Here is a 26,367-nt window from a genome sequence, read left to right as displayed (position 1 = left end):
ACGCCGCCGTGGCGGATCCCGGCCGCGGACACCAGGTGGCTGACGCGCTGTTCGCGGGCGGCGTCGAGGGCGAACGTGGTCTCCAGCAGCGTGCGCAGCAGTTCGCGGCCGTCCGTCTCGAGCGTCTTCTCCCGGTCGCCGTGATCCAGGGCGGCGGCGCCGTCGACCGCCCAGCCGATCAGCGAGGAGCACCGCTCGATCGGACCCGCGAGCAGAGCGGCGGTCTCGGGGTCCAGCGGGACCCTGCCGCCGTCCTCACCGACGCGCTCCACCGTCACCGCAACCGCCACCGCAGGGCCTCCGTGACCTGTCTGGGACAAGGGCACCAACGTCGCCCATGATCCCGCGAACTGGACGGCAGTCGACGATCCCGGCGACGAAGTCCCTCCCCGCCGGTGCTTCCCTCGGTCGGTCAACCAGCCGCTGACCAGCGACGATCACACCTGGTAGTGCCTGAAACATCCGTAAAGGTCCGGACTCGCCGATGGCAGGATGTCTTGACTCCAATCAGACACAAATGACGCTTTCAGAAAAGACGCACCCGTTGCTGGGCGACGTCCCGATGCTCCGCGCCACTGTCCTCGGCGATGACCGCGACCGCCAAGGCCGCGAAGCGCAGCATGCCGACCCGGGGTCCGGGCGGATCCGGTATCTGTCGGACACACACCGCTGATCAACTTACGCTATAGGGCTTTTTCGGGCAGGCTTGCAGCTCTGCCGAAGACGGTCTCCAGCGCGGTCTCCAGCGCGGTCTCCAGCGCGGTCAGCGCCTCCTTTTCCCGGACAGCTATTAATTTCTCCGGGTTAGCTACCCCTGTGAGATTTCCGGCGATATCGTCGTCCTTGAATCTGAGGCGAGAGCTGTAAAATTCCTGGATCCATCGGGCCGCTGGGCCGAGCGCATCCTCTTCGAGACGCACCGGGCTGCGGTGRCAACCTCCAGGACGGCGGATCAAGCCGGCTTCCTGAAGCACCTTGAGGTGCCTGGAGACCGCCTGGAGACTTATCTCATACGGCTCGGCAAGCTCACCTACTGTGGCGTCATTTTTGACAAGTCGCTCGACCATGTTGCGACGGGTCGCGTCTGCAAGGGCCGCGAAAATTCTAGAAAATTCATCCATCTATCGCTCATCCTATCGCTTATCCAATTAATAATATTATCCGAATTTCTCAATCAAGATAAATTATCGATGAAGTCCCGGCCCGCGATAATACATAATTCGGATTATCCGGGCGGTCTCAAGGAGTCGATGCGTCAGCATCTATATGTTAGTGGCAGATCATTGAGGGCGGAATCAAGTGGTCATGGCGACGTATAAGAGCGTGTCTCGTGTGGGTGCGCGGGGTGCATCTCTGATCATGGACGTAATGGAGAACAGCCTCGCGGTGCGACTGGTCCCGGACGATCTGTGGGAGCTGGTGGAAGCATTGCTGCCCTCGGTTCGAGACGCGTCGGCAGGGCGGTGGGACCGCACCGATCGGTTGGGACCGCCCCGCTCTGAACGCGTTCGATCTCACGTTCGACGGCCACCGGGCCCCGGCACGCCGTCACCTCACCTCATTTTCGGGGTCAGCGCCCACGGGCTTTGATGYCTCGATGGCCTCGATGACCCGCGGGCGCAATTCGGCGGGGGGGATGACGGCGTCGACGGAGCCGACCTCGACCGCGCGTTGGATAGTGTGCCGGCGGTCGAACTCCGTGGCTATCTCGCGATGCTTCTCCGCGTGGACCGAGACGCGGAGCTCGTCGAGCTCCGCGGTTAGCGCGGTGTGGTCGGCGCCGGTGGCAGCCGCGACGCGGGCCTCCAGGCCGCGCACCCGCGGGTCGGCCGCGGTGCGGGCGTCGACTTCGCGGGCGAATACCACCGCGGCGGCGGGAGCGCCGCCGAGAACCGAGGCGAACGAGCCCTCCAGCGCCAGCACGGTCATGTTCGGGTTCAGCGCCTTCGAGAACACCACGAACGCGCCACCGTGGTACCGCGAGATCACGCAGAATACAATGGGCCCGCGGAAGTTCACGATCGCGCGGCCGATCTCGGCGCCGTACTCCAGCTGCAGCTTGCGCATCGACTCCGGCGAGCCGTCGAAGCCCGACAGGTTCGCCAGCACCACCAGCGGCCGGTTCCCGCTTGCCGCGTTGATCGCCCGTGCGACCTTCTTCGAGGACTGCGGGAACAGCGTGCCCGGAGTATAGATTTCCGGGCCGTCGGTGGGCGGGAAACCGTGCCGCGGCACAGCGCGCGACTCGATGCCGATCAGGCATACCGGTATGCCGCCGAGGTGTACGTCCCACACCACCGCGGTCTCCGCGCTCTCCATGTGCTTCCAGCGTTCCAGCACCGGGTGGTCCTGGTCGGACAGCGCCTCCATCACAGGGCGGATGCCGAAGGGCTTCTTGCGGTCCGGGTTGGCCTCGGCGGAGAAGATCTCACCGACGGAGGTGAAGTCGCTGCCAGCCACCGAGTGAGGGTAGTCGGAGATGTCGCGGTCGACGGGGTCGTTCGTCTCCGCTCGCCGCGGACCATCCTCGCCGGGGGCGACATATGTGTGGTTGTAGTATGCCATCAGCATGTCCACGGCGGCGGTCAGGTTCGGCGCCCAATACTGCCCCTGCCCGTTCGGGCCCATCACTCGGTCGTAGCCGCCAATGCCGAAGTTGTCCTCGGCCGACACGCCGCCGGAGACATCCACTGCCTGCTTGCCGGTGAGCACCATCGTCGAGTCCGGGATCATCACCAGGATGCCCTTGGTGTGCATGAGCATCGTCGCCTCGGCGTTCCAGTACGGCTGCGCACCGACGGTGATGCCCGTGACCACGATGTTGATCTCGCCGCCGGCCTGGGTGAACTCGACGATCTGCTTGAGTGCCGCGCCCACCCAGTCCATGTTCTCCGTGCCCGATTCCATGGAGATCCGGGCACCGGAGGACAGCGCGTACCATTCCAGCGGCAACCGCCTCCGCTCGGCCAGGTTCAGTGCGGCGATCACGCGGCGGCACTCCGGCTCTGACAGTGCGCCGAGCGACTTCGTCGGGTCGCTGAGCAGTACGACCCTGGTGACACCCTGCGGGTGCAGCCTGGTCGGGGTGGTGGCCACACCCACGACGATCGCCGCGGTGTTGTGCCCCTTCGGCCGGTCGACCGGCACCAGCGCGCAGTTGTCGTCGAGGTCGTACTCGACGAAGTCGCCGAGCAGGTCGGTCAGTTCATACGGGTGCATCATCTTGCGGTTGCTCGCGCGTAGCACCTTGAGCCGGTAATCGTCGATCGGCTCGACCGGCTCGACCGAAGGCTCGCCAACGGTCAGCTCGGCGCCCGTGGTCTTGAAGGAGACACACACGGCGATCTCAGACAGCTCGCCGGTCTGCGGGCTGCGCTGCTGGGCGATGAACAGGATCTCCTCTAGCTCGGCGTCCGCGGTCATCAGCAGCACACGCTCAGCGATCATCTCCAGCTCGGTGCGGGTGATGTCGCTCGGCGGCCAGACGTAGACCACGATCCGGTTGGTGTTGAAACGCTTGTCCGACGGTCGCCGCGACCGCGCGCGGCGGATCGAGTCGACGCAGGCGGCCACGGCGTCCTCGGCCGCTGGCAACGCGACCAGCTGGCCATCATGATCGTGCTCCCTAAACAGGTCGCGTACCTGGATGAACGCGACAAAGCGGTTATCCGACGGCTTCTCCCGCGCCACGCACTGGTAGAGGTACACATCCTCGTCTGACGACGGCAACCGGGTGAGGTCGAATTTGCTCAGCCRCTCCAGCTGCATCCGCTGCGCGATGCACGGGTGCAGGCCGCGGATCAGCCGTTCCTCGGCCATCCCGGCGTCCGACGGCCGGAACGTGAAGTGGTGGGTCATCGTGCGGCTGCCTCCGGGGTGATGGTGATGGTGAGCCGACGCACCTGGGGCGGCAGCGGGTGCGCGCTGGCGGCCTCGCCCAGCGCGGCCGCCATCACGTCGGAGTCCGCCGGCTGGTTCTCCCAGGACAGGTAGATGTCAGCATCGACGGAGCGCTCGCCGCCTGCCAGCTCCGCAAGCCCACCCAGCGCCGCGTCCAGCGCGTCGAAGCCAACTGCGCAGGAGACGAGCCTGGAGCCCGCGCGCTCGGCCACCCAGAACCGGTAGCCGGCGTACTCGGTGGCGCGGATGTGGGTGAGGTCCTTGTTGCCGTAGTACCGGCGGGTCAGCACTTCCAGTATGACCGTGTTATCCCGGTCGCCGCGCAGCAGCCGCTGGCCCAGCAGCGGCACCAGCGGCTCGGTGCTGCGCACCATCTCGGCGATGCGCTCGGTGCGATCCGGCGCGTCCGGGTAGGCGTCCAGGTGGAGCAGGTGCTCGAAGATACGGATGCGCTCCTGGGCACGGCGCAGCAACTGCTGATGCTGGAACCAGGCGAACATCACGTCGAGCGCGAGGTCGGCAACCACGGGGAAGTGGCCCTTCGTGGCGGCCACCAGCCGCTCCAGCGCCAGACGCACCGGTTTGTGCACGGACTTGTCCGGCGGCGGCTCCCACCGCCACGATTCCAGCAGCGCCRCAACTACCTTGGCGGCCACCTTGGCGGTGGCGGGCTGCCGGGCGAGGAAGATCCGGAACACCGCGGCCTCGAGCTCGGGGGAGCGTTTCAGGTCGGTGACGTCGTAATGCCCGAGCGCCTTGGCCAGTTTGGCCTGGAACGCCTCCGGTAGCCCGGCCCGCTCGACGTCGAGGCTGCGCAGGTAGGTGTGGAAGTGCTCGTGAGGGTTGCGCAGGTGGCCCTCATCGCCGACGTCCATGCGGGCAGGCCGGTTCCGGCTCAGCTCGGCCAGGTCGGCGAATATTTCGATGATCTCTAGCTCCTTGGCCAGCGGCTGGTGGCCCTCCTCGGTGGCCGCCCGACGCGCGGCGAGGTAGTCGTGGAGCACCTGGCGCTCATCGTGCAGGTCGAAGCCCAGCAGCAAAGCGCGCAGATCCTCCAGGCCGCGCGCGGTGCGCTCACGCGCCGGGACCTCCTCGGGCGCGGTCGGCAGGTCCAGCCCGGCCGCCGCGGCGGCCGGGCTGTCCTCGACCTCGGCGCCGGCGATCGGCTCCAGCCGCAGCAGCGGCGCACCCGCCTCTACCTGGCTGCCCACGGAGACGAAGTATTCCCTCACCCGCGCCTTGAACGGCGCCTGCAGCACCGTCTCCATTTTCATGCTCTCCAGCACCAGGATTTGTGCGCCCGCCTCGATCTCGGCGCCAACCTCCAGCGGCGTGGCGATAACCATGGCAGGCATGGGCGAGCGGACGACGTCGCCCTCGTCGCGGCTGACCCGGTGGGTGACGCCGTCCACCTCGATCAGGTGGACGGGCCCGTGGATGTCGGCGAGTAGCCGGTACCGGGCACCGTTGACGACGATCTGCCCGGTGTGCCGATCGAAGCGGTCAATCTTGACGTCAGYGGTGCGGACGTCGGCGCCCGCTTCGAGGCTGACGTGGAACCGGCACGGGCCCCGCCGCGCCACGCGCGCCCGGTAGCCGACGTCGCGCAACTTGAGGTCCAGCGGCCGAGCGCTGTCGTGCTGCACCTGCGGGCGTCCGCCGAACGCCGTCAACAGCAGCCGCTGCCGCTCGACGTGCTCCTTCTCCTCGTACGCGTCGATGGCCGCTGCCACCAGGGCCACGGCGGAGTGCCGGTGCGAGACAAGCCCGTCCCCGACGCGGTCGATCCAGCCGGTGTCCGCGCTGGCGTCGATCAGCTCGGGCCGGTTGAGCAGGTCCAGCAGGAAGCTCTTGTTCGTGACACCACCCTTGATGATCACTTTGGTCTCCTGAATCGCCCGGCRCAGCCGGCCCAGCGCCCCGTCGCGATCGCGGCCGTAGGCGATGATCTTCACGATCATCGAGTCGAAGTCGGCCGGGATGGTGTCGCCCTCGCTGAAGCCAGTGTCGACGCGGATGCCGGGTCCGGCTGGCAGCTCCAGCCGCGTGATGTGGCCCGGGCACGGCATGAAGTCGCGGTCGGGGTCCTCCGCGTTGAGCCGGGCCTCGACGGCGTGTCCGCGCTCGACCGGCCGCACGCCCTGCAGCCGGCCGGCCGAGGCCACGTGTAGTTGGGCCTTGACCAGGTCGAACCCGGTTGTGGCCTCGGTGATCGGGTGCTCGACCTGCAGGCGGGTGTTGACCTCGAGAAACGTGACCTGCTTGTCGCCGGGATGGTAGAGGAACTCGACGGTCGCCGCGCCCCGGTAGCCGACCGCGACGATCAGCCGCTCGGCCGCGGCCTTGAGGTTGGCCGCCTGCTCCGGGCTGAGCACCGGCGAGGCCGACTCCTCGATTACCTTCTGGTTGCGCCGCTGCACCGAGCAGTCACGGACGCCGAGCGCCCACGCGGTGCCCTGGCCGTCGGCAATCACCTGGACCTCGACGTGCCGGGCCCCAGTAATTAGGCGCTCCAGGAACATGACATCGATGCCGAACGCCCGCGCGGCCTCTTGCCTGGTGCGCTCGAAGGCGTTGACAAGCTCGGACTCGTCCCTGATCACACGGATGCCCCGACCGCCGCCGCCCGCGGCCGCCTTGAGCATAAGCGGATAACCGATCTTGGCAGCCGCTGCCAGGGCGGCGTCCAGGCTCTCGACCGGACCGCGGCTCCACGGCGCGACCGGCACGCCGACCTCCTCGGCGATCCGCTTCGCGCCGATCTTGTCGCCGAGCTTACGCATGGCCTCGGAACTAGGCCCGATGAAGGTGACCCCGAGCCTCTCGCAAAGCTCTTCGAACGCCGGGTCCTCCGCGACGAAGCCCCAGCCGACCCACGCGGCGTCGGCCCCAGTCTCCACCAGCGCGCGCTCTAGGACCCTCAGATCGAGATAGGGACGCGCGGCGGCCGGGCCAAGACAGTAGGCCCTGTCGGCCTCGCGCACGAACGTCGCGGTGCGGTCGACGTCGGTGTACAGGGCGACGGTCTCGATCGCTGTCGCGGTCTCGGCGACTATCTCCCGAACGGCTCGGATGAGGCRCATCGCGGCCTCACCACGGTTGACGATGGCGACGCAGCGGAACACGGCTGAGTCCTTCCTGCTCAAGACACATCATTCGGCTGGCGGGTGGCCGGTTCGTCCTCGCGACTGGTGACTGACCGGAATGTGGGGATGGCGCCCGGCCGGTCGCGATGACCGCGCCGGGATCGGCGACTGCTTGATATCGGGCCTACGCCCAGCGCAAGGCGACTCCACCCCACGTCGCGCCGCCGCCGAAAGCCACGATAAGGAGCAGGGAGTCCCGCTGGAGCCGACTGGCCCGTACAGCGTCATCCAGTGTGATCGGCACGGAAGCGGCACCGGTGTTGCCGTACTTGCCGACGGTGAGATGCAACATTCCCGAGGCGAGCCCCAGGTTCTCAGCCAGGTCGGCCAGCATCACGCCGTTCGCCTGATGAGACACGATGAGATCAACGTCGGGCAGCGTTATACCCACAGTCGTGCACAGTTCCGTCACGACTGCTGCCAACTTCTCGGTTGCCAGGCGACGAACCTCCCGGCCGTTCATCATGAAGTAGTGCTGATGTTTCTCGATGCTGAGATGGCTCGGAGGTATTCGACTGCCTCCGCCTGGGATCTGGATCAAGTCCTTGTTGCGCCCGTCCGAGTACAGGGTGCTCGCCAACAGGCCTTGTCCGTCAGGTACCTTGCCGAGGACGACCGCGCCAGCACCGTCTCCGAAAAGAGTCGAGGTGCGGTAGTCGGTGTAGTCAAGAATGCGCGAATAGGTGTCGGCGCCAATAACCAAGGCGGTGGAGTAATCCGGGTCCGCGGCAAGTAGGGAGTCGGCGCACTTCAGCGCGTAGATGAAGCCGGTGCAGACCGCTTGAATATCGAAGGCGAACGCTCGAGTGGCGCCGATGGATGCTTGAACGTGGCATGCGGTGGCGGRCATGGGCTGGTCGGGTGTGGATGTGGCAAGCACGATCAGATCGATGTCCCGGGCCTGCATGCCTGCCGCGGCGAGCGCCTGTCGTGCGGCGTGGGCAGCCAGATCCGAGGTGGCCTCGTGCGGTGCTGYCACACGGCGTTCGCGGATGCCGGTCTTCTCGAAGATCTTGCCACGGTCGAGACCGAGGCGATCTTCCATTTCTTCACTCGTCAAAATTTTTTCTGGGACGTATGACCCGGTTCCCAGAATGGCTGTGTTCACGATTAATCCTTTCAGGGGTCGAGGCTACAGCAGTTCGGCGATATACTCACTGAATTCTGCGATTGTGGGATGCTCCCGGATTGCGGCGAGYGAGATGGAGACCTTGAATATTTGCTGGATTCGTCCGCGGAATTCCACGGCGCGTAGGGAGTTCAGACCGAGTTCCGAAAAGGCGGCACTAGGGCTCAGTCGACGCGCTCGCAAGCTGAGGATCTCACGCAAGATTTCAATGATCATCTTTCTGATGATCTTGAGGCGTTCATCTCTGGTAGCCTGTGAAATCTCGGCGCTGATGTCGGCGTCCGTCCCAGTGTCCGGACGTTGCTCGGTCGGCTCTGTATGCGCTGACCGGGCCGAGTCGGTCGGGGGCGCCAGGTTCCTGAGTAGCTTGATCAGATAGGTGCGTCTGTCCCACGTCGTAGGCGGCACGTCCGCGATGGCTCCATCGCCGTGCCACCGCCGCCAATTCATGTCGAGCCCGGCGCAATGAAGCGCTGCGATGCTCGTTCGTAGGGCTGTGGCCTGATCGTGCCTGTTATCGGTAGTCGGTACAACCGTGGCCTCCGGCGCCCCGGCCGCCTGGAGGGTCAGAATAAGCGGGTGGATTGCCACCGGATGTGGAGAGATCTCCTGGAAAAGCTGGTGTCCGTCGTTGACGATGGCGGTCGTGGCATCCACCGCCCGAACCGGGCAGCGCATGTTCTCACCCCAGTAGGCAGCATCGAATGTGGGTGTCTGCCGCGGATCAGGCAGAACCGTGGTATAGAAACGGATCGTCGGCTGCCTAGGCCGTATATCGCTGAGCTCAGCGGTCAACGCGTCGGCGACTGGATGGATCAGGGGACAGTGCGAGGCGACATCGACATTGATCATATGCGCGGGAACGTCGCGGGATGTCCAGCTTTCGACCAGGCGTTCGACTTCGACTCGAGTACCGCCGATCACGGTGGACCGGGGTGCGGCGAAGAACGCGACAGCCACGTCGGGAAGATGGTCGATCTCTGCCTGGACCGTGGCCGCATCCAGTTCGACGACCGCCATCGCCGCAACGCGGGCTTCGGCGATGGGAACGCACAGCCGAGACCGACGGCAGATGACGCGGATGCCGTCTTCCACGGTCAACGCCTCCGCGATCACGGCGGCGGCGATTTCACCCATGGAGTGTCCTACTACGGCGGCGGGGTGGATGCCGTGGGATTGCAGGGTGCGCGCCAGAGCGACCTGTACCACGAAAATCAAGGGCTGTACCTGGTCGATTCGGGTCACCTCGTCACCGGCCCGCAGCACCTCCTCCGGCGAGAAACCCGACTCGGCGCGAATCAGGGGGTCGAGYGCCGCGATCGTGTCGGCAAACACGGGTTCGGTGGCGAACAGGTCTCGCCCCATACCGGGCCACTGCGAGCCGTGGCCGCTGAACACCCACACCGGTCCCGTTGCGTGCTCGGCGTGGACATAATCGTTGACCATGCCTTCAGGACGGGGGTGTGTCCCGTCGGCATATGCGCGTAGGCGGTTGACGAGATCGTCCCGGGAGCGAGCGACGACCGCCAGTCTCTCGGGGCCGTGCGAGCGGCGTACCGCGAGCGTGTGCGCGATATCTTTCAAGGGTGTCGTCGCGCCGGAGCGGATGAGCCAGTCGGCGAGCCTGATCGCGGAATGCTGCAGCGCAGTTTCTGATCCTTCCGACAGCAGGAACGTGAGAACGGAATCGTCGCTGCTGCTGGACGACCTCGGCGCGACCGGGGAGCTGGAATCCGGCGGTTCCTCCACGATGGCATGCGCGTTGGTCCCGCCCACACCGTAGGAGGACACGGCCGCGAGGCGCGGACCACCGGTGACTGGCCATGGTGTCGTTACGGTCGGAACGAACAACCTGGTGCCGGACGGGTTGATAGCGGGGTTCCACCGTCGGAAATGCAGGGACGCCGGGACCTCACCGTGGTACACCGCCAATATGGCTTTGAGTAGCCCCACCATGCCCGCGGCGGGTTCGGCGTGGCCGAAGTTCGTCTTAGCCGAACCCAATGCACACCGGCCTCGTCCCCGTCCGTAGACGGCGGCCAGCGAACGGAACTCGATCGGGTCGCCAACGATGGTTCCGGTGCCGTGCGCTTCGATCATTCCAATTTCTTCCGGGTCGACATCGGCAATACTCAGGGCGGTACGGAACACCTCTTCCTGAGCTTGCTCGGAAGGAACGGTGAACGGGGACGTCTTCCCGTCATGATTGACCGCCACCCCCCGTAGCACGGCGAGCACGCGGTCCTGGTCACGCATCGCGTCGTCGAGACGTTTAAGTACGAGGACCACGCAGCCCTCGGCCCGAACGTAGCCGTCCGCTCGTTCGTCAAAGCTGAAGCATCGCCCGGTGGGAGATAGCACTCCCAACTCGTTATAGGCCAGGAACGTTCGGGGGCTGAGTAGCAGGTTGACCGCGCCAGTGATCGCGAGGTCACACTCGTCCTGCCGAAGGCTGTTACATGCCAGGTACACGGTGGCCAACCCTGTCGAACACGACGTGTCCACGGTCATGCTGGGACCGCGCAAACCGAAGACGTGCGATATCCGACCGGATGCCGGTCCGGCCTGGTTACCGGGCACAAAGTAGGGGCCCCCGCCGCTCGGGAGCTGATGTGCGTGGAGCATATGGTCCAAGTTGGACATGCCGACGAACACAGCAGTGCTGCTCCCTACCAGGTCATCGGTTGGCAATCCAGCGTGCTCGAACCCCTCCTGCACGACCTCCAGCAACAGCCGATGTTGAGGATCGATCAACTCTGCCTCGGTCGGGTCGATACCGAAGGCCTCTGGATCGAAGGCGCCGACGTCCTCCGACAAAAACCCGCCACGCCACAGCACGTTCCGATCGGTCTCTGCCTGCGATGCTTCCCGCGACGCCTCACTCCATCGCTCTGATGGCACATCGGTGACCGCATCACGACCGTCGCGGAGGAAATCCCACAGCGACGCCGCGGAACCAACGCCGCCAGGAAGGCGGCACCCGATCCCAATCACCGCAACCGCGCTGGAGGTGTTTCCCCCAGCATCCCGCGTCCGTTCACCCGAACCCTTACTCGGATCCGCGCGGATGGTCTGATCCGCCTTCTTGACCGGAGCGTCGTTGGCGGAGTCGTCGGTTGTAGTGACCRTGATGTCACTGTTGGTCAGCTGTTCGACCAGGACGGGCCGGATCGGGTCCGCAAGATCCGGGGAGACCCGGGGCAGTCGATCGTCGCTCTTCCTCTGCTTCGACACGAGGACGCTCCTCAGCGACTCGGTTGAGATGATGAAGGAAGAGTACCCCAATCTGGTCGCTTATCAACCACTTGGTTAATATATATTCCACTTTGGTGTGGTTGTCGGCGGGGCGGACACGCCGGGCCTCGACCGGGCCCACGCAGGAGGAGGTGCCTGGTGTCCCGGTCCGGAGATCTGCGCTCTGATGAGATCTGTGATGAGGCCCCGTCAGATGATCCACAGCCGCCAGCGAAGTCGCGGCCCGTGACTACCCRTGAGGTTGTACGCCTCCAGACTCTCCATGAGGAGGCGGGGGTGAGGTGGAGGCGCTCCGCTCGCGCTCGCCAACATGTCGCTGCGGCTCACACGTACGTTCCTGGGGGCTCCTGCTGCTGTCCTTAACCCACGCGACGATCTGGGCCCGTGAGGTGAAACCGAGCTTGCCGAGAATGCGCTCGACGTGACCTTCCGCCGTGCGCTGGGCGATCACCAGGTAGCTCGCGATCTCCTTGTTGCTCAGACCGCGGGCGACGAGGTCCGCCACCTGACGCTCCCGAGGGCTCAGGGGCACCTCCGGCTCGCCGGCGGGAACGACGGGGTGGGCGACGGGAGTCCCGGTGCCCTGGGTAGCCGCGGCGACGGCCTCGTCCAGGTCGAGTTCCGCGCCCTGCGCTAGGGCGCGTTCGAGCTTCCGTTGATCCAGGACGCGTCGCAGGGACGCCTCGCATCGGTGGTGGAACGAGGCGAGCCCGAAGACGGCGATCGACGCCCCGGTCTCACGCCAGATCCGCCCGGCCGCGCCGAGCAGGACCGCGGACTCGTGGTGCCGACCGGCCGAGGCCATGACCCACGCCTGCTGCTCCAGCGCGACGGCGATGCCGACATGGTCGTGGAACGCGTATTTGAGGGAGATGGCCGCGGCATGGTGCTCCATCGCCTGCTCCAACTCGCCTAGCTGCCAGGCCGCCAGACCGAGGCCGCACAGAGCGAACGAGCGGAAGCAGCATTCGCCGAAGCGCTCGGTCAACGCCACGCATTCCGCGAAGACGGTCGCCGCCGCGTCCTGTTCCTCGCGGATTCCGTGGGCCAGCCCGAGATAGAGCAGTGATTGGGCGAGACCGAGCGGCTCGTCGAGGTCAGTGAACCGGCGGCGGGCGTCCTGACTGCGCTCCACCGCCGCCGACGTGTCCCCGCTGATGGCGGCGAGCCTGCCCTCGACGCAGGCGATGCGTGCGAGCACCCGCTGCTCGTGCAGCCTGGCGGCCAGATCGCGAGCCTCGGCCAGCAGCGACGCCGCCGCGGTGATGTCGCCCTGGAGGGACGCGGCGTGGGCGGCCGATTGCAGACCGATGGCCCGGATCCCGTCCGGCTCCGTGGCCTTGCTCAGCCCCCGATCAAACCAGAAGCGCGCCTCGCTGAGTAGCCCGATGGCGGCCCAGTATTGCCACAAGGCCACCATGATGGACAGAGCGGTCTCCGCCAGGCCCGGTGTGGTGAGGCAGAGGTCCAGCGCAACCCGTAGGTTCGCTTGCTCGTTCCGGATCCGCCGGATCCAGTCCAGTTGGGCCGGGCTGCACCACTGAGCGTCGGCGAGGGCCGCCATCCGGCGGTAGTAGGCGAGATGCCGACGGCGCACGTCCTGTTCCCGACCGGACTCGCGCAGGCGGTCCTGGCCGTACTGGTGAATGGTGTCCAGCATCCGGAACCGGACCATCCCCTCGTCGTCGTCACGGACCAGAATCGACTTGTCAACCAGCCCGCTCAGCACGTCCAGCACGACTGCCGGCGGGTACCTGGCGCCCTCCACCTGCTCAGCCGCCTCCAAGGTGAACCCGTCGGCGAACACCGACAGGCACGCCCACATCTGCTGCTCCTCGGGATTGCACAGGCCGAAGCTCCAGTCGATCAGCGCGCGCAGGGTCTGCTGGCGGCGGGGTCCGGCCCTGTTGCCTCGCGTCAACAGGGCGTAGCGGTTGTCGAGCCGATCGAGGATCTGCTCCAGGGACAGCGTCCGGAGCCGAGCAGCCGCCAGTTCGATCGCCAGCGGGATGCCATCCAGGCGATGGCACAGCGACGCGACGGTCCGCCAGTTGCCCTCGTCGAGGCTGAATTCCCCCAGTACCGCCGCCGCGCGCTCCGCCAGCAGGCTCACCGCCTCGTACTGGATGAGCCCGCCAGCCAACGCGGACTGGTCCGCGCCCGGGGCCGGCACCGGGGGTACTCTCAGCGGGGGCACCTTCAGCACCCGTTCCCCCGCCACCCCGAGCAGGTGGCGGCTGGTTGCGATGACCCGCAGGTCCGGGCCCGCGCGCAGCAGGGTGTTGACGAGCCGGGCACACGTGTCCACGAGGTGCTCGCAGTTGTCGAGCACGAGCAGGATCCTGCGCGGAGCAAGGTGCGCGGCGAGCGTCGCCGCGGTCCATCGCCCGGAGAGGAACTGCAGGTCCATCGCCTCGGCGACCGCGTCGACGACCAGTGACGGGTCGTCGAGGTCGGCCAACTCGGCGATCCAGACACCGTCGGGGAACGCGCGCTGCCGGTCCGCCGCGAGCCGAAGGGCGAGGCGGGTCTTCCCGACCCCCCCGGGCCCGGTCAGCGTGAGCAACCGGGCGCCGGCCAGCAACCGCAATGCCTCTGCCAGCTCCTGTCTGCGACCGACGAAGCTGGTTAGTTCCGCCGGCAGGTTCGACCTTCCACGTCCGGACACACACAACACCGTCCCGCTACCTGTGGGGGGACACAACTTGGTCGGATAAGTGGACAACTGGGACGGACAGGTGGACAACTGGGACAGACAGGTGGGCAGGCGAGCGGACAGGTAGTGAGACAGGTAGTTCTCCCGTCCCCGCACACCGGTCCGTCGCTCAGGCTGCACCCATGCCGAGGACGCAGACTGCACTGCCAGCAGCCTTGGGATGCCGGGGACCGGAGCCGACCGGCTGGAGCGGGTGTAGGCAGCCAGGGCAATGGCACATCCACAGGCCAATCAATTGTAATAGTCGGGTGTTGTACATCCGTGTTCCATGCAATGAGATGACGCCAGAGTTGGGGGAGACCCTGCGAAGCAGGGCAGTTAGGAAGATCGTTAACGTGGCGGCCGGATCTGGTTGCGGAGCTAGCCAACAAAGTCCCTTGGTATCGTCGACACCAGTCCTGTGCGCTTATGACGAAGTAAATTTATGCGAGACTAAGCACGCGAGACCAGATGCGAAAATCCAGCCGGTGGGCGAGGCCGACCGCGTTTCCCGGAAACTTCGACAAAGATCTGATTTGATGACCAACGAGAAAGCGCATTCACCGAAGGGCTTGCCGGTGATTCGGCAGACGACCTCCGAAACTGATGCCGTGGTAGTCGGTGCCGRCATCATAGGCCTGGCGAACGCCCTTCAGCTTGCCAAACGAGGCCTGCGAGTAACGCTGATCGACAACCTTCGCGACAAGAAACACAGCTACAAGGTTGGAGAGTCGTTCCTAGTCTTCACAAGTGCTTTTCTCCGCACTGTGGGCGAGCTGGATGAGTTCATCACCGAGGAATCATTCGCGAAACTCGGTGTATGGTTCTCCCACGGCACGGAGAACAGATCAGACTTCCACGACGCCACCGAGTGGGCCATCAACGCCGACCCGCATCCGCCGCATTATCTCTACGATCTTGCGCCCGACAAGAAGTGGTTCCGCTGCATGTTCCTCGACATGCAGATCGTCCGTCCCGAAGCGGAGGATTCGATGTGTGCGGCCGTCCGACGGCGTGCTGGAATCACTTTCGTCGACACCGCCCGAGTGAGCGACATACAGATCTCCCCGGGAGCGGACTGGCACCAGGTGGAATGGCTGGACGGCACAACCGGGCACAGCAACATCATCCGAACGCGCTGGGTCGTCGACTGTTCTGGACGCAACCGGTTGTTGGCCCGCGGCCGCGGACATGCCGCGGAGCGGCGGGAACTGACTGACGGATTTCAGACGACAGCGGTCTGGGGCCAGTTCGAGGGCGTGACCGACGGCCTGTTCGGTGACGAGTGGACGCATACCTTCCCTAACGGCCGCGATACGCAACGCGACCTGTACACCGTACATTTGTGGGGGGCCGGTTACTGGATCTGGGTCATCCGGCTCTCGAAGGAACGGATCAGCGTCGGCGCGACTTTCGACCAGCGGTCGGCGCCACCCGGCCGAACTCCGCAGGAGCAGTTCTGGAATCTCATCCGGCGGCACCCCGTCCTCGACAAGGTGATCGCACCGGAGTCACTCCTTGAGTTCCGGACCTACCGGAACGTCCAGCACTGGACCGACACGTTCGTCAGCCCGCAGCGCTATGCAATGGTAGGCGACGCGGGCAGCATCATCGACGCCTACTACAGCCAGGGAATCGCGCTGGCGTTGGTGACCAGTTGGCATCTCGCCAACATTGTCCAGGACGACGTCCGCTCCGGGAACCTGGACCGGGCGTATATCGAGCGGGTGAACCGAGCCACTCGCCAGGACTGGCACATGCTGCGCGCGATGGTCCGCGAAAAGTACACTGCCGCGATCGCGGATCCTCGCTTCTTCGTGTTGTCCCACGTGCTTGATATGATGGTGTTCTGGTCGGTGGGCAGCACCCGTTCAGCGCTCACCCGATGGCTCGTCGACACCGAGGGCGACACCACTCGGGAGACCCCGAAGAACCGCCGCGTCCGGCGGCGTCTGCAATCCACGCTATTCTACTCCCGGGCCCCGCTGTGGCGGTGGTTGCCGCCGGAAACCGTGCATTGGATACAGAGCCGGCTACAGGCCAACCTCGCGGCCCGCGCACGGTGGCGGCTGGATCACGGTGTCAAGCTACCAACGGTCCGTAGTGTCCAGAACGTCACCGCGCCGCTGCCTAAGCTGTGGTGGCTGGCGATCGGCGGGGACCGCGGACGAGATATTTCAGCTCATGACCTGGTGGAACCCGCGGAACTACGACCAGAGGGCACCGCGACCTGGTTGGACCGGTTGCCCGTGCCGGCCAACACCCGATTGCGATGGGTGATCCGGCTGCGGCCGTACGCCCTGCTCGCCGGATTCTCCGCTGCCTATCTGTGGGACGGGGCGGACACGGCGATCCGACGCCTGCGCCTGCTTGTACGCCGCCCCAGCGACAGCGCGACGGCCAGCGAACTCGCTAACCACGAGGCCTTGCTAAGGAAGAATGAATGAAAGCCGTTACCACTGGGCGACCGATCGCTTATCTACATTTGGACTCGCCGCACGCGGAGTACCCACAGATCGTTACCGCCCTGGCTGATTACGGTGTCACGGCAGTCGCGGTCCATCTCGACAACGTGCACACCGTCGACTGGACAGCGTTCGACGGCGTGAACCTACGAATGTGCCGCGGCTTCCACGAGCGGCCCGACTTTCTTGACAGGATCCGGAGACTGTATCTGGAGCTGGACGGGAAGATTCCAATTCTGAACTCGATGCGGGTGGCCGTCGGGACGCTCGACAAACGTCGGTACCTGTCAGAGCTCGAACAGGACGGCATCGCGGTGATCCCGACCCGGTGGGTTTCCCGGGGCGAGGACGTGACGATTGACACGCTCATGACCCAGACCGGATGGGACCATGTCGTCATCAAGCCAACCGTCTCGGCCGGCTCCTGGCGCACCTTCCGGGTCTCACGGAGCGGGCCGAGCACCTCAGCAACGCACTTCGTCCGGCACGGCCACGAAGCAACGTCGGCGACGGGCGTGGCACCACGCCGCGACACGGAACCCGAGACACTGCTCCGTGACTTGGTGTCCACCCATCACGTCTGTGTCCAGCCCTTTCTTTCATCGATCCTGGCTCACGGTGAACTCTCCTTCGTCTTCCTAGGCGGAAAGTTGAGCCACGCGGTCCGCAAAAGAGTCGCCCGGGACGGCGGCTGGTGGGCACACGAACGGTTCGGTGGCCGGAATGAAGTGATCCAGCCGACACCAGCCGAGCGTGAGTGGGCGTACTGTGTATATGAAGCACTAGAGAACCGATACGGACCGTTGATCTTCGGCCGGGTTGACGGCTTGCGGGACGAACACCGTGTGCTGCGGCTACTGGAATGTGAGCTTGTCATCCCCCGTCTGCTCCTGACCGAGGGCAACGCCTACGACACGTACGCAAAGACCATCGCGCGGGCGGTTGGCGGCTGACCCGATGACCTACCGAGAAACGCTCGCCGGCCCCGGGGAGTAACGGTTACGCACGCAGCGCATCGGATCTACCGGCGGTTTACCTCATCCTGCCACTCTCGCTCGTGCTCGGCGTCACCGTCGGTTTAGACGTCCGCCTGACCTTCCCAGGAGTAGTGATGGTCAACGCATCCGGTCCGGTAGCCGCGCTGTCGCCCCATGCGCTTCTCATTTTCCTGCTCCAGATCGCTGTCCTGCTCGGGCTAGCTTATCTCCTCGGGCGGGCGGCAACGCGGCTGGGAATGCCGGCAGTGGTGGGTGAACTCCTCACCGGCGTGATCCTCGGGCCATCTCTGCTTGGCGCGCTCGCGCCTGGCTTCGCCGGCTGGCTGTTGCCCGCACGGGCCGACCAGTTCCATCTCCTCGACGCCGTCGGCCAGCTCGGCGTGATTCTGCTGGTCGGATTCATCGGCATAGAGATGGACATCCAGATGGTGCGGCGCCGGGGTCTGGCCGCCGCCCGGGTCGGCCTCGCCGGGCTGCTGGTTCCGGTGGGCCTCGGCGTCTCGGCGGGTCTACTGCTGCCTGACTCTCTCGTCGCGGACGGCGCCCATCGGCTGGTGTTCGCGGTGTTCCTCGGCGTAGCGCTCGGGGTCAGCGCGATCCCGGTAGCCGCGAAGATCCTCATCGACATGAACCTGTTGGACCGCAACGTCGGCCAGCTCACCCTGGCCGCGGCCGCAGTCGACGACGTGGCCGGGTGGTTCGCACTCTCCATAGTGTCGGCGATGGCGACCACGGGCGTGCGTGGCAGTGACATCGCCGTGCCGGTGGTCAGCGTGCTCGGCACCGTGCTGGCCGCCCTGGTGGTCGGTCCTCCGACGGTCCGACGGGCACTTCGATACGCCAGCACGGCGCGCGACGGCGGTGGCCACATCGTGGTCGTCACCGTACTGATCCTGGCCGCGGCGGCGGCCACGGAGGCACTGAAGCTTGAGGCGATCTTCGGCGCGTTCATCGCCGGCGTCGTCATCGGGTCCAGCCGGGGTTTCGCTCCCGACCGGGTCGCGCCGCTGCGGACGGTGGTGCTCACCGTGCTGGCGCCGATCTTCTTCGCCACCGCCGGGCTACGGGTCGATCTCGGCAAGCTCACCGACCTGTCGGTCCTCGCCGCCGGCCTGGTGGTCCTGCTGCTTGCCGTCGCGGGCAAGTTCGCCGGCGCCTACCTCGGAGCCCGGGCCAGCCGGCTTGGCCACTGGGAGGCCCTCGCGCTCGGCGCCGGGCTGAACGCCCGCGGGGTCATCGGTCTGGTCGTCGCCGGAGTGGGGCTGCGCCTCGGCGTGTTGAACACGGCGGCCTACACGGTGGTGGTCCTCGTGGCACTCATCACCACCATGATAACTCCGCCGATCCTGCACCTCACGATGCGACGGGTGGAGCACACCGCGGACGAGACACTACGGCGACTGGACCCCCCGGCGACACCGAAAGCGCACATTCCGGTGCCCGACGCTAGCGCCGGCATGGACGTCAAATAACCGCATCCTGCAAAAGGCTGTTTCGTAACTCGATCGGGTGTGGTGTAGGTGGGGTCGGGGTGTGCTCGACCCGCGCGACCCGACCGGCTCACTCCCGCTCGTCAGCCCGTCGGGAAGACCACGGACAGGCCAACGACTGCGTGGCAGATGAAGGATTTTGACCCTTCGGAGTCGCCCTGCCCCTACCAGCCCAGGAGTGCGAATCCCCTGGGCCACCCGACCCAAGAAGCTGTTTTGGAATTACCCTGGTCCCATATCCCGACCCGATAAAGCGGGCTGTCGACCGGTTGGCACGCCGAGCGCCGGAGTCCGATCCTCTGGCGCCCAGCATGCGTCCGAGGTTAGAGCAAGATCTAAAATAGGTTCTTAGAATTTTCCTCCGGGAGGGGTTGGGACCGCTGTCTGGGCTATGACCGCAACGTGGCTGGTGGCCCCGGCTGGCGCCGGCCGGGGTGTCGCACTTTGCGGACTCTCGATACTGGCCCGTGGTACGGGTACGGCGCCGCCGTTGTCCTGCTTGGAGTTCTGGCCGCAACCGCTGAGGAACAGAGTCGATGGGATGACGAGGGCGCCAAGCACCGTCACCATGGCTCGACGGCCACGGTGCCTCGGCGTCCGGGGCCATCGGGATTGGAAGGAATGTATGGTGTCCATAATGATTCAGTAGTCTACTGCCCTATGCGCAACTTTTCCACCTACCCGAGAGGCCGGGTTTTCCACCCGTCCGCGAGGTCAAAAAGATCCTGAAGCGTCCTTCCGGTGATCACATCAGTACCTTCGGCGGGTAAACCAGCCCGCCTCTTCCGAACCTTGCTGGTGCCATTGATGATCAGGTGTGAGCTCAATGGAAGTACTTTAAGAGCGTGTCTCACGCGGCGGTTCCCGGTAGATAAACGATCATGGATGTGATGGAGAGCGGCTTGCTCTACGTCCGGTCCCGGACGAGTTGTGGAAGCTGGTTGAACCGTTGCCACTCCGGTTCGAGGCAGGTCCGCAGGGCGTTGAACACCCCCGGCTGCTCGGCGAGGATCGGGCGGCCAGCGTCTGCTCGCCGACGTGGGAGCCGTCGATCGCGGCCCCGAGCGTCGCTCGCGACGCGTAGGTGGTCATGAGCGCGGCGCGCACAAGTAGGTGGGGCGGGTCGTCGGCGGTGCCCGACGGGCCGAACGCGGCCCGGCTCGCCGTCGTRTCCAGGCAGCGGGTCTGGGTGCCATCGTCCCGCACGCCGGCGGGTCACATACCGTTATCAACCTCYATTCTCAAACCCCTTCTGACCGACAATCTCAAACACCTTCTCAGATCTCTGCGAATTCGCGAACGGCCTGGATGAACTGGTTGAACTGGCTACGGTGCACGTCGTGTGATGCGTTGTGCAACTCGACGGTGGTGCAGCAGGCGGGCAGGATGCGGCGTGCGTGCGCCCATTCCTCGTCGGACCACAGTCCGCCCCGCAGCGGGTTGGCGCGGATGAGAAGGGTCCGAACAGTGAGCTGACCTAGGAGCGGGAGTAGCGAGCCCGTACAGGATCCATCGCGCACCAGGCTCTCGACGATGGCAGGGTCGGCGTACCGGAAACCCTCCAGCAGACTGTCCACATCATCGGGGTGCCAGCTGGGATGAACCATGGCGAGGATTTCCCGCAGTTCTATTTCGGGCAGTGCGATGGCCTTGATCAGATCGTTGATCTGTTCGCGCTGCAGCTTTGGTGACATCATCACCGGGGGGTCTTCAAGAACAAGACTCGACACCGTCRGGGGAAGCTGCTCCGACTCGGCACCGGTCGCGGTGACCAGGGCCACGGCGGCTCCCCACGAGTGGCCGACCAGCATCGGCTCCTCGACCCCCAGGGCGGTCAGGAAGGACACCACATCATCAGCGGCCTTGCGTAGGCCGTACGACCCGATGGGTGCTCGAACACTGGCACCATGTCCTCGCAGATCGAGCGCGAACACCTGGTACCTATCCCCCAGCGCGGGGCCGACACGAGACCAGCTTGCAGCCGATCCCGCGTTGGCATGCAGCAACACGACCCGCATTCGTTCATCTCGATCTTCACTCCAGACCCGATAGCTGAATCGGCCGGCAGGCAGATCAATGAATCGTGCGTGCCAGCCAAAATTGGCACGGCCAGCGTGTGCGCCCGTCATGGCAGGCTCTTTTCTTCGTCAGCGGTGGCCGCTATGGTGCTACGGTCGCACCAGCTGGCGATTCCGCGGGCCGGATCCGCTCCCACGTCAGGTACGGAAGCYGGATGCCAGAGCCGTCCCAMTTCGCCGGACAACACAGCGTCAACACATTCTCTCTCAAYGCGAAATTGCGAACCTGGTTCCCTCCAATCCATTCGGGAACAGACGCCACCTGCACATGATGGATGACTTGATCATCCTCTAGGCAATAGGTTCCGCAGTATCCGATGTAGGGATGGTTCATGGCGATCGATTCGGCGTCGACCTGCGAGCTATTCATGAATTCGGAGACGGATGCGCTTGAGGTGCGACGCTGAGGGTCGCGCAGGTGTGCGGACAYGTGGCCGTCGGCCGCGTAGATCACTAGACCGCTCGGTTGGGTGCCCATGGGCATGCTGAGAATTATTCCATTGCGGTCAGTAACGATGAACGAGACAAGCTTCCATGCTCCGACTAGCAAAGGTCCATGCGTATCGAGGTGGTCCGAAAAATCCGAACTGGTTACGCCGCTCATGAAGGCAAACCTCCATTGATGTTGGATTAGCTTAGATTGTTGACTTGCTAGTCCGAGGTCGACAGTTCGGAGGCCACGCCACATCCCCTCCCTTCAGCGTCCGGTGATGGCGGTACAGGAGCCCCTTCCCTGATGCGGGGGTGATCCCCCGCCGATGATCCTCGCGATCCGTAGGAGGTGGAGGCCGCGTGCAACAACACCGCGGTACACGTCCGTCTTGGTGGCGGCAGGGCCGGGGAGGCTGGCGAATTCCGACCTCCGCTATTCCCGCGGAAAATCCAAAATTCATGATCACGTCTCGCGGAAGCGGTTGATCGCTTCCAGATGGCGGGTCCRTATCGCGTTGTCGCGCACGCCGAGGCCCTCCTGCGGCGCGAGGCACAGGACCGCGACCTTGCCCTGGTGCAGGTTGCGGTGCACCTCGTAGACGGCCTGGCCGGTCTCGTCCAGTGGATACACCCGTGACACGGTCGGATGAACCAGCCCCTTGGTGATCAATCGGTTGGCCTCCCAGGCCTCGCGGTAGTTCGCGAAATGCGACCCCACTATCTTTTTCAGATTCATCCAGAGATAGCGGTTGTCGTAGGAGTGGACGAAGCCGCTGGTGGAGGCGCAGGTGACGATCGTTCCGCCGCGGCGGGCCACATAGACCGAGGCGCCGAAGGTCTCCTGTCCGGGATGCTCGAAAACGATGTCCGGATCCTCCCCGCCGGTGAGCTGCCGGATCTTCTTGCCAAAGCGCTGCCATTCCTTCGGGTTCTGGGTGTGCTCATCCGTCCAGAACCGGTAGCCTTCCGACGTCCGGTCGATCACCAGCTCGGCGCCCATCCTGTGGGCAATTTCGGCTTTCTCGGAAGAAGAGACAACGCAGACTGGGATGGCACCGCCGCGCACCGCCAGCTGCGTGGCGTAGGAGCCCAGACCCCCGCTCGCGCCCCAGATCAGCACGATATCTCCCTGCTTCATGTCCGCGCCGTTGCGCGACACCAGCTGACGGTATGCGGTGGAGTTCACCAGGCCCGATGCCGCGGCCTCCTCCCAGCTCAGATGCGCCGGTTTCGGCATGAGCTGGTTCGCCTTGACCAGAGCCAGTTCGGCGAGGCCACCGAAGTTGGTCTCGAAACCCCAGATGCGCTGCTCCGGATCCAGTATCGTGTCGTTGTGGCCCTCCGGCCGTTCCAGCTCGACCGACAGGCAGTGGGCCACCACCTCGTCACCTGGCGACCAGGCGTGTACCCCCGGCCCAGTGCGCAGCACGACACCGGCGAGATCGGACCCTACGACGTGATAAGGCAGGTCGTGTCGCTTGCTGAGCGGGGAGAGACGGCCGTAGCGCTCCAGGAAACCGAACGTCGGCAGGGGTTCGAAGACCGACGTCCACACCGTGTTGTAGTTGATCGAGGACGCCATCACGGCGACCAGCGCCTCACCGGGGCCGATCTCCGGTGTCGCGACCTCGTCCAGGTGCAGTGAACGTCGGGGGTCTTTGTCGCGGGATGCGAGCCCACTGAAAATGTTGACGTCTTCCTTTCGGACGACCACTCCCCGGTAGGTCTCCGGCACCCGGAGGGATGTAAAGGCCTCCTTGGGCGTGTCACCGGCGAGAATAGCTGACCTTATTTCTTTCACGGTCGAACTCTCCTATACGATGCCGACATCGAGCAGATGTTCAGTAGACCCGGAAACCCCGCCCGGTCTTGTACCCCAGACATCCGGACCTGACGAGGTCTTCCAGCAGGAGCGTCGGGGTGTACCCGGGTTCGCGGAACTCCCGGTACAGGGCGCGCTGGATGGCGAGTGTCACGTCCAGGCCGATGACATCGGCGAGTTCGAACGGCCCCATCGGGTGTGCGCAGGCGACCTTCATGGCTGTATCGATCACATCGATATCCACGTAATGGGACTCCAGCATCTTCACCGCGTCATTGAGATATGGGAACAGTAGGGTGTTGACGATGAAGCCGGCGCGGTCGGCACACCGGACCGGGTACTTGCCCGCCGTCCTGGCCACGTCGAAGACAGTCGCGGTCACGTCGTCCGCGGTTACGATGGTCGGCACGATCTCGACCAGGCGCATCTTCTTCGCTGGGTTGAACCAGTGCATACCGACCACATCCTGYGGGCGGGACGTGGCGGTGGCACACTCGATCACTGGCAGCGAGGACGTGGTCGTCGCGAGGACCGCTCCCGGGCGTGCAACCGTGTCGAGTTCAGCGAACAGCGCCCGTTTGACGTCCAAGTCCTCAACGACCGCTTCGATGATGAGGTCACACTCGGCGAGGACGGACAGATCGGTCGAAGCTCGAACCCGTGCCAGTGTCGAAGTACGCTCGTCCGATGAGATCTTTCCCCGTTCGACCGCTTTGTCCAGTGACCGCTCGATCTTCGTCCGGACAGCGGCGATTTTCTTCTCGCTCCGTGCACGGAACACCACCTTGTAGCCATGGTGGGCACAGACCTCGATGATTCCGCTGGCCATGGTGCCGGTGCCGACCACGCCGATCGTGTGCACCGGCCGTCCTGGGACCGCGAAGAAGCCGAGTTGGGGTGGTTCGACCATGTCGACGATCTCGGAGGAGTAAGGGGCGGCATAGGTGTAGAAACCCCGCCCGGTCTTGCGGCCGAGCATGCCGGCGGTCACTAGCTGCTTGAGCAGCGGGGCCGGTGCGTGCAGGTGGTCGCGGGAGGTGTGATAGATCGAGTCGAGAATCTCGTACGCGGAGTCGAGACCGATCAGATCGAGCAGTGCCAATGGGCCCATCGGGTGACCGCAGCCGAACCGCATGGCGGCGTCGATGTCCTCACGGGTGGCGTAGCACGCCTCCAGCATCCGGACAGCGCTGTTAAGGTACCCGAACAGCAGGGCGGTCACGATGAAACCCGCCCGGTCCCCGGCGACCACCGCGGTCTTTCCGACCTTCGCGACGAGCGTCCCGACATCCTCCAGTACAGACGGGTCGGTGACCGCAGTATGGATGATCTCGACCAGGCCCATGACCGGTGCGGGGTTGGACCAGTGGGTCCCGACAACCCGGGAGGGGCGTGAGGTAGCGACGGCCAACGTGATGATTGGCAGGGAGCTGGTGTTCGTCGTAAAGATCGTCTCTGGCGGACACAGCCTGTCCAGCTCGGCGAAGAGCCCGAGCTTCTTCTCGATCCGCTCGGGAATCGCCTCGATGACCAGCTGGCAGTCGGCCACGGCCTCGATCCCGGTTCCGGCCTGGATACGGGCGAGCAGGGCGTCCCGCTCGACCTTGGTCAACTTGCCGCGGCTCATCGCCCGGTCCGTGGAGTGCCGGATCCGATCGAGCCCACGGGCCAGCGTCTCGTCGTTGAGCTCGACGCCGACCACCTCGATGCCGGCGCGCGCCATTACCTCGGCGATGCCGGCGCCCATCGTGCCGAGCCCGACAACTCCGACCTTCGTGCCGTTGAGCTGGATATCCATCAGGTCACCGGTGGACGATCCGGTGCGCTCGCCCCGGATTCTTCACTATTATCCCCATCAATTGCGCCCTGTCTGGGGCGATGCCCCAATGCTCCGGACGGAAGCCGTCGACAATCCGTGTGGTTATCAGGTCGAACACCTCCGCGTTGAGGCGCACCAGGCTGCGGTGGGCATCCCCGGTGCGGCTGACCAGGCCGGCCTGCTCGAGTACCTCGATGTGCTTGCAGACCGTCTGCACGTCGGCCTTGCACCACTCGGCGARCTCGCCGACCGTGGCGTCGCCGTCGCTCAGCCGCTCGATCAGGTCACACCAGGGCGGATTCGCAAGAGCCTCGAAGATCTGAAACATGATCCTGACCTTCCCCTGCAACCACGATACATCAGCTGATTCGTTTACGATAGCCCACCGAGTGGCCCATGTCGTCAACTGTACGGATGAATATGGGCGTCCTCGGGGCGACGCGTGAGGCCTGCGGTCACCTATGGTCTGGCGGCGCGGTGGCGAACATGATCATTTTTGATGACGGACGGTCCGCCCGAACCCGCCGTGGTTGGCGCTGGAAGCCAAGGGATGGCAGGACGACCTGCAGCTTCGCGACTGTCGCCAGACGGCGGCGGTTGGCGCTAGGAACGTCTCTCTGTAACGGGCAACTGGCTGAGTGGTTGCGATCTACGTGATCGCTTGTGATCGCTCGAGTCTCGCCTGAGGTGCTCGGAAGTGGTGTGTTCCGCCGGGTGCGTGGTTCGGTGTCGGCCGACTGCGCTGCGACCGGGTCTTCCGCCTGCCCGCCCCGCCCGCCGAAGGCGTCCGGCCGGCCACCCCGCCACGGCCCCGGCAGCCCACCCGGCCACGCCAACCGACGACAAGCGATCATCCAACCGGTCGGGAAGACCACGGACAGGTCAACGACCGCAGGACCTGAAGGACCGACAAGTTAAACGACAAGGTGCGCCACGAACGTGGAAGGGAGTGAATTGTAGGAAGAGCTTCTGACTGCGGTGCTGTGTAGCAGATGAAGGATTTGGCCCTTCGGAGTCGCTCTGCGGAGGGAGGCTCCAAGCCGCCACATGCAGCTACCGCCACATGCAGCTAGGGGGAGGCAGGCATTTCCCTGCCCTACATCCGCGACATTTTAGGACACGTCGACCTGTCCACCAC

13 protein-coding genes and 1 pseudogene are annotated in these 26,367 nt (G+C 65.1%); 3 read left to right on the top strand and 11 right to left on the bottom strand.

Annotation, left to right across the window (positions count from 1 at the left end):
* The 7 genes and pseudogenes from KBI5_RS08095 to KBI5_RS08070 form a co-directional block, all read right to left on the bottom strand.
* On the bottom strand, window positions 1-290 hold a 290-nt coding region (locus KBI5_RS08095), incomplete at its 3' end, for a hypothetical protein (RefSeq protein ID WP_157902461.1).
* Window positions 291-526: 236 nt separating this feature from the next.
* The gene (locus tag KBI5_RS26185; protein WP_157902460.1) at window positions 527-667 is read right to left on the bottom strand and encodes a hypothetical protein; all 141 of its coding nucleotides are present in this window, start codon (window positions 665-667) and stop codon (window positions 527-529) included.
* A 16-nt stretch (window positions 668-683) separates the two neighbouring features.
* Complete coding sequence (locus tag KBI5_RS08090) at window positions 684-1,121, bottom strand: metalloregulator ArsR/SmtB family transcription factor (protein WP_011435438.1); 438 nt, start codon at window positions 1,119-1,121, stop codon at window positions 684-686.
* Window positions 1,122-1,548: 427 nt separating this feature from the next.
* A pseudogene (locus tag KBI5_RS28665) lies at window positions 1,549-7,025 on the bottom strand (carboxyl transferase domain-containing protein).
* Window positions 7,026-7,170: 145 nt separating this feature from the next.
* Window positions 7,171-8,154: a beta-ketoacyl-ACP synthase 3 gene (locus KBI5_RS08080; RefSeq protein WP_241882743.1), complete on the bottom strand. Its 984-nt coding sequence runs from the start codon at window positions 8,152-8,154 to the stop codon at window positions 7,171-7,173.
* Between the two features lie 24 nt (window positions 8,155-8,178).
* Complete coding sequence (locus tag KBI5_RS08075; protein WP_198537576.1) at window positions 8,179-11,409, bottom strand: type I polyketide synthase; 3,231 nt, start codon at window positions 11,407-11,409, stop codon at window positions 8,179-8,181.
* A gap of 250 nt (window positions 11,410-11,659) precedes the next feature.
* The gene (locus KBI5_RS08070) at window positions 11,660-14,098 is read right to left on the bottom strand and encodes a LuxR C-terminal-related transcriptional regulator (protein ID WP_133056972.1); all 2,439 of its coding nucleotides are present in this window, start codon (window positions 14,096-14,098) and stop codon (window positions 11,660-11,662) included.
* A 515-nt stretch (window positions 14,099-14,613) separates the two neighbouring features.
* On the opposite strand from KBI5_RS08070, the gene KBI5_RS08065 reads away from it, so the two are divergent.
* The 3 genes from KBI5_RS08065 to KBI5_RS08055 all read left to right on the top strand — a co-directional run bounded on the left by KBI5_RS08065 (window position 14,614) and on the right by KBI5_RS08055 (window position 19,060).
* On the top strand, window positions 14,614-16,572 hold the full coding sequence (locus KBI5_RS08065; RefSeq protein WP_241882742.1) for a tryptophan 7-halogenase: 1,959 nt from the start codon (window positions 14,614-14,616) through the stop codon (window positions 16,570-16,572).
* Window positions 16,569-17,543 carry a hypothetical protein gene (locus KBI5_RS08060; protein WP_011435445.1) on the top strand — a complete coding sequence of 325 codons (975 nt, stop codon included), beginning with the start codon at window positions 16,569-16,571 and terminating at the stop codon, window positions 17,541-17,543. The genes KBI5_RS08065 and KBI5_RS08060 overlap by 4 nt, the downstream gene beginning before the upstream one ends.
* A gap of 158 nt (window positions 17,544-17,701) precedes the next feature.
* Window positions 17,702-19,060: a cation:proton antiporter gene (locus KBI5_RS08055; RefSeq protein WP_085014863.1), complete on the top strand. Its 1,359-nt coding sequence runs from the start codon at window positions 17,702-17,704 to the stop codon at window positions 19,058-19,060.
* A 1,295-nt stretch (window positions 19,061-20,355) separates the two neighbouring features.
* On the opposite strand, the gene KBI5_RS08045 is transcribed toward KBI5_RS08055, so the two are convergent.
* The 4 genes from KBI5_RS08045 to KBI5_RS08025 all read right to left on the bottom strand — a co-directional run bounded on the left by KBI5_RS08045 (window position 20,356) and on the right by KBI5_RS08025 (window position 25,557).
* Window positions 20,356-21,207, bottom strand: coding sequence for an alpha/beta hydrolase (locus KBI5_RS08045; protein WP_085014862.1), 852 nt, complete (start codon window positions 21,205-21,207; stop codon window positions 20,356-20,358).
* Between the two features lie 844 nt (window positions 21,208-22,051).
* Complete coding sequence (gene ccrA, locus KBI5_RS08035) at window positions 22,052-23,389, bottom strand: crotonyl-CoA carboxylase/reductase (protein ID WP_085014860.1); 1,338 nt, start codon at window positions 23,387-23,389, stop codon at window positions 22,052-22,054.
* Between the two features lie 40 nt (window positions 23,390-23,429).
* The gene (locus KBI5_RS08030; protein ID WP_011435451.1) at window positions 23,430-25,208 is read right to left on the bottom strand and encodes a 3-hydroxybutyryl-CoA dehydrogenase; all 1,779 of its coding nucleotides are present in this window, start codon (window positions 25,206-25,208) and stop codon (window positions 23,430-23,432) included.
* 4 nt (window positions 25,209-25,212) lie between these two features.
* Window positions 25,213-25,557: a helix-turn-helix domain-containing protein gene (locus KBI5_RS08025; RefSeq protein ID WP_085014858.1), complete on the bottom strand. Its 345-nt coding sequence runs from the start codon at window positions 25,555-25,557 to the stop codon at window positions 25,213-25,215.
* Window positions 25,558-26,367 lie beyond the last annotated feature (810 nt).

This window comes from Frankia sp. KB5 (assembly GCF_002099325.1).
In the GTDB taxonomy this organism is placed as follows: Bacteria; Actinomycetota; Actinomycetes; order Frankiales; family Frankiaceae; genus Frankia; species Frankia casuarinae.
This window is presented reverse-complemented; position numbering and strand designations above follow the sequence as displayed.